The organism is Dapis brunnea BLCC-M229 (assembly GCF_050015995.1).
Classification (GTDB): domain Bacteria; phylum Cyanobacteriota; class Cyanobacteriia; order Cyanobacteriales; family Microcoleaceae; genus Trichodesmium.
Window position 1 is genome coordinate 1 of the sequence record NZ_JBNHEP010000181.1, and the last position, 6073, is coordinate 6073.

The window sequence follows — 6073 nt, forward strand, 5'->3', positions numbered from 1 at the left end:
ATATCGAGCTTTGGTGGAATGATTTAAAAGCAAATTTGGGCGATCGCCATCCAACCACCTTGGCAGAACTTCCTGTAATGACCGACCCTAATATGCTCGCGGCCATGAGACTTCTGTTCTACCTAACTCCTACTACTTACAAGTACAAGCCAATGTTGATGGCATTAATTGTTTTTGAGCAAGTTAATTTATCGCTGCAGTACGGCAACTCACCTGTTTCTGCTAATGGGTATTGTTTTCAAGGTTTATTATTATGTAACAATTTTGGTGAGATCGAACAAGGATATCAATTTGGAAAACTAGCACTCCAAATCGAACCCCAGAGTAGTGCAGTTGCTTATGGTCGCGCTTTTTACATGGTGATTATTCATATTCAGCATTACAAAGAACACTTGAGAAATAGTATCCAAAATCTTAAACAAGTCTATGCAATCTGTTTGGAAGTTGGAGACCTTGAATTTGCATCCTATGCCCTAGCCTTTTACTCATACTATAGTTATCTGAGTGGCAAAGAATTATCCGAGCTGGCAAAAGAAATGTTAGTTAATAGTAAAGCCGCAGAACGTATGAACAAGGAAACTTCTAAGAACTGGATCGATATGTATCATCAGATGGTCGATAATTTGTTGGGTAACTCTCAAAATCCTTGCGCAGTCGTCGGTGAAGCCTATGATGCAGAAAAAATGCTACCTCTTCGCAAGCAAGCCAATGATTTGACAACACAAGGTTATTTTTACGTTCCTCTGGCATTTATTTGCTATTTATTTCAAGACTGGAATGGTGCATATGAGAGTCTTGACAATGCAGAAAAATGCTTGGTAGGTGCTTCTGGAACGCCGCTGGTGACTCTATTTTACTTTTATCAATCTCTGGTGATGTTAGCCGATTTTACCTCGCAACCAGAAAGCGAATGCCAAAAGAGACTGGAAAAAATTGCAGCCAATCAGAAGATATTGCAGAATGCAGCAATTCATGCCCCAACTAATTATTTGCACAAATGGCATTTGATTGAAGCAGAAACATATCGGGTGTTGGGCGATAAAACCGAGGCAATGGAGTTATACGATCGCGCCATTGCTGGAGCCAAGGAGAATGAATACATTCAAGAAGAAGCCCTCGCTAACGAACTGGCAGCTAAATTTTATCTCAACTGGGGTAAAGAAAAAATAGCGTGTACCTATATGCAAGAAGCCTATTATTGTTATGCTCAGTGGGGAGCAAAAGCCAAAACAGACGACCTCGAAAAACGTTATTTCCAACTGCTCTCCCCCATTCTCCAACGACAACAATTGAGCTGGACTGCCAAAGGTAAGATAACTACTCTCACCCAAAAGACCGTTTCCCACACCATTACCTGTACTGGAAAACTATTAGATTTAGCTAGCATAATGAAAGCATCCCGCAGCCTTTCTGAGGAAATTGACCTCAACCGCGCCATCACCAACTTCATGCAAGTCATCCAAGAAAACGCCGGAGCCGAAACCGTTGCCCTCATGCTTTTTCAAGCAGATACTCTCATGCTGAGAGCCCACACTATAGGAGAGGAAATGTCTGTAATAAACATTCCCGTTGAGCAAAGTAATAATCTCCCCTTAACCCTCATTAATCAAGTCAAAAATACACGGGAACACCTCGTCCTAGATCATGCCACAGAAAACAACAACTATAACCGAGATGACTACATCCAAAACCATCAACCACAGTCAGTATTATGTATACCTTTAATTGACAGAGGACAACAGATCGGCATTCTCTACTTAGAAAACAATCAAACCAGTGGTGCATTTACCAGCGAGCGCATAGAGCTATTGAATTTGCTCTGTTCTCAAGCTGCCATAGCCCTCCAAAATGCCCAACTATACGATCAAGAAAAACAAGCACGGAACGATTTACAACAAGCCTTAACAAATTTACAACAAGCACAGTTGCAAAAGGAAAATGCAGAAACGGCCAACAAAGCCAAAAGCGAATTTCTGGCTAATATGAGCCATGAACTACGCACTCCCCTCAATAGTGTGATTGGTTTTGCTCAAATTCTGTGCCAAGATACCTCCTTTAAACCAGAACACCAGGAACGTTTGAGAATTATTAACCGCAGTGGGGAACATTTATTATCCTTAATTAACAATATTTTGGAAATGTCCAAAATTGAAGCAGGTCAAACCACCGTTAATGAAACAGATTTTGACCTTCATGCTGTTCTTCAAGATCTCCAAGATATGTTTTGTCTCAAAGTTCAAAAAAAAGGAATTCAATTTGTATTAGAACCTGATTCCGATCTACCCCAATACATATCTGCAGATGAGGGAAAACTCCGACAAGTCTTAATTAATTTAATTGGTAATGGGGTGAAATTTACTGACAAAGGAGGGGTAATTTTAAGAGCTAAGGTGGAGAAAGCTCCAGAAAATAGGGAATATCAACTGCTTCAATTAGAGGTAGAAGATACAGGTCCTGGTATTGCTCCAGAAGAACTCGATAAGTTATTTGTGGCCTTTGAACAAACTACAGCGGGGCATCAAATTAAAAAGGGCACTGGATTGGGGCTAGCTATTACTCAGAAGTTTATTAACTTGATGGGAGGAGAGATTACCACAACAAGCACTGTGGGTGTAGGGACTTGTTTTCAATTATCGATTCCCATTCGTTTGAGTTCAACTCAGGCTTTTCCTGGCAAAGCAGAGAGAGGGAAAGTGATTGGTTTAGCACCTGAGCAACCAGAGTATCGTATCTTAGTGGTGGACGATCAGCCAGACAATCGTTTATTAATTTTAGATTTACTGGTTTCCAAGGGATTTTTGGTGGAGCAAGCTAACAATGGACGAGAAGCTATAGATATCTCGAAAGCATGGCGTCCAGATTTGATTTGGATGGATTTGCAGATGCCTGAGATGGATGGATATGAAGCCACCAAACAGATTAGAGAGTGGGAATCACAGTTAGAGTCACCTGCTATAGGGACAAAGATTATTGCTCTGACTGCTAGTGTTTTTGGACAGCGAGAGTCAGTTCTCGCATCAGGTTTTAATGACTATGGTTTTAATGACTATATGGTGAAACCTTTCAAAGAAGAGGTGATTTTGGACAAGCTCGACCAATATCTGAAGGTGGAGTGGATTTATGAAGAATCAGTGGAGGGTAATGGTAACAAACAAGTTAATTCAGAAGATTTATCAGTGACTTTAAAGGATATGCCCTCTGAGTGGTTAGCTGCACTACATCAAGCGTCTAGTCAACTTTGGGGTCAAAAAGTCAAGGAGTTAATTAAAGATATTCCGCCGGAAAAGGCTGTGTTGGCTACTCAAATACAACAATTTGCAAATAACTATCAATTTGATCGGATTGTTCAATTACTTAATTTTTCCTAGTTAATTCTCAACTTTAAGAAAATCATGTTTGTTCAACCTCACGGGGGGTGCATCTCATCTTTGCAAAAAGCTCATTTATAACTGGAGATCGTAGGGTGACAAGCGCCTCAAAACTATTTAGGGAGAAGGGTTTCAAGGCTCAAACCTCAGTATAATCTTTGAAATCCTTTTCAAACAATAGTTTTATCAAAATAATATGGGTATAAAACCCCGCGTTTTAAGGCGAAATATTTTTGGAGCGGGGCGGCTTTGTTGCATGAAAGTATCGATAGAACATCCGTTCCGCTTTTCGGTTGTCCCCGACATGAAAGGTGAACCTAGTGGCAGCTATATCACCCTCTTTCTATAGATTGATGTTTTATTCATCTATTGGACAATAGTTAAATCCGTCAAAGCCCTTGCAGGCAAAGCTTTCAGCCTTTTTTATATCAAAGATTGATGTTAATTTCATCTATTGGACAATAGTTGTAGAAGTCTGAAGTACATATGCTTAAGCTTGTGCGGTAGCTATATGCTTTCATACAACAAAGCCAGCGGGGCTTAAATCCCCGTTACAAAAATTACTTATGACTTCTGACTACTAAATTATGACTTCTGACTTTATTAGGGTACTTGTTACCCCGTGAAGTGATTGCCTCCTTGTGCTTCTGCTTTTTCTAGTTCCTGTTCACACAATTGAATTAAGCGATCGGATGTTGTCTGTTCATGAGGATTTAAACTAGCAATTCCTATGCTAACGGTAATATAAAGATTACGAGAAAAGGAACTATAAGGAATCTGGAGTTGATTAACTTCATCGACCAAGCTTTTAGCTATCTTTTCGAGATTAGGGATATCGCTAGGAGAAACAATAATCCCAAATTTAGCCTCTTCGTAGTGACAGAGGAGAGAATCAGATGATTGTAGACAATATTTAAGTGCTTGTGCTACTTCATAAAGACAGCTATCTCTTGCTAAGTTACCGTAGCTGTGATCGTACTCTGCAAATTTGTCAATCTTACAAAAAATTAGGGCTAAGGGTTCCTTATTTTGATGAGCGCGTTCCCATTCTCTGTTTAAATAATCATTGAAACGGCTACGATTAGCAACTTGAGTCAACTCGTCTAAAACACCTAATCTTCCTAATTCCTGAATAGCTTGCTGTAGTTGAATATTCTGCCTTTGTAGTTCTCTTTTGAGACGTTGAATCTTTAACTGATTTTCAACCCTTGCTAATACCTCAATCACCTTAAAGGGCTTGGTAATGTAATCAGCCCCTCCTACAGAAAAGGCTTTTACTTTGTCCCATGCTTCATCTAAAGCACTAACAAAAATGATAGTGACATCCTGGGTTTGAGGATTTGTCTTAAGTCGCTGACACACAGCATAACCATCTAATTCTGGCATATGAATATCAAGTAAAATCACATCTGGTAAAGTTAATTCGACAGCTTTCAGGGCGATTGAACCATTAAGGGCTTGTCTTACCTCATATCCCTGTTCTTCTAGCAAATCTGATAAAACATTGAGGTTTTGGGGTTGATCGTCCACCAGGAGAATATTGCCTCGGTGATGGTTAGTCGCAAGAGAAGGAGAATCTGCATTCGCCTCAACAGACTGATTTAAAGGCTTTTCTGAAGGTGAAGGAGCTACTGTTAGTTGATGTTGCATCTTTTTTTTCACGACCCCTTGACAATTATATTTTGTCACCTTTTCTTCAAATATCTCCGAAAGAGTATGCCAGAGTTTGGGCGCAATCCTTTGCCTAATATATTTAACTGAATAACCATAATTATCAGCGATTTGCTCATAAGTATAATGATTATTTTCAAGTGTTTTTAGGAGGATAATTCGTTCTATATCACTAAAATACTTCCCTGTTTTAGCGTAAACTGTGTCCTCGATAAATTGTAAACTGGCTTCAATATTATACATGAGTTAAGAGAACTTCACCTAGCGACTGAGTATAACAAAGTGTATTATGGAGATGATAATAATAGTTACGTCCCCATGAGTGAAAAATTGGACAAATTTGGGCTGGTTTTGGCCGAAGTTTCGGAGAAATTGGCCACTTCGAGTGACGAAATTCTGGTTGAGTTACTTAAAAATAAGCGATCGCCTTCTACACGCCGTGCTTATGCCTATGATATTAAATTGTTCTTTAGGTTTTATGAGTTGGAGGCGTCTGCTGAAAATATTCAGTTATTTTTGAGTTTGGGTAAGCATCAGGCGACTCATTTGGTGTTGAAGTTTAAGCATGATATGGAGTCTAGGGATTTAGCTCCGGCGACGATCGCTCGTCGGATAGAGGCGCTCCGCTCTTTGGTGAAGTTTGCTGCGGATATTGGTAGGTGTGATTTTGAGTTGAATAATTCTGCTTCGAGAGTTAAGGGGACGGAGCATAGGTACCGGGATACGACGGGGGTGAAACCTAAACAGTTTCAGGAACTTGTGAGTCAGATAGATTTAAGTTCTCCGAGTGGGGTGCGCGATCGGGCGTTGGTTGAGTTATTGTGGAGTAATGCTTTGCAATCCTCAGCCGGAATTGTCGGAAATGTTAGATAATATGTTGTTTTAATTCAGGAAAGTATATCAAATGAAATTTATCAGCCCCAAAACCAACTTTGCTTTTAAAAAAATCTTTGGTTCTATTCACAGTCAAAACATCCTAATTAGTTTTCTCAATGCTATAGTTTATAATAATCAAAATATTATTCAATCCCTGG

At 39.6% G+C, this 6073-nt stretch carries 4 protein-coding genes; 3 read left to right on the top strand and 1 reads right to left on the bottom strand.

Annotation, left to right across the window (positions count from 1 at the left end; genetic code table 11):
* On the top strand, window positions 1-3368 hold a 3368-nt coding region (locus ACP6PM_RS20880), incomplete at its 5' end, for an ATP-binding protein (RefSeq protein WP_426588012.1).
* Between the two features lie 615 nt (window positions 3369-3983).
* On the opposite strand, the gene ACP6PM_RS20885 is transcribed toward ACP6PM_RS20880, so the two are convergent.
* The gene (locus ACP6PM_RS20885; RefSeq protein WP_426588014.1) at window positions 3984-5282 is read right to left on the bottom strand and encodes a diguanylate cyclase domain-containing protein; all 1299 of its coding nucleotides are present in this window, start codon (window positions 5280-5282) and stop codon (window positions 3984-3986) included.
* A gap of 39 nt (window positions 5283-5321) precedes the next feature.
* On the opposite strand from ACP6PM_RS20885, the gene ACP6PM_RS20890 reads away from it, so the two are divergent.
* A complete protein-coding gene (locus ACP6PM_RS20890) occupies window positions 5322-5912 on the top strand; it encodes a tyrosine-type recombinase/integrase (RefSeq protein WP_426588016.1) in 591 nt (196 codons plus the stop codon).
* Between the two features lie 31 nt (window positions 5913-5943).
* A partial coding sequence (locus ACP6PM_RS20895; protein ID WP_426588018.1) for a PD-(D/E)XK nuclease family transposase occupies window positions 5944-6073 on the top strand: 130 nt, incomplete at its 3' end.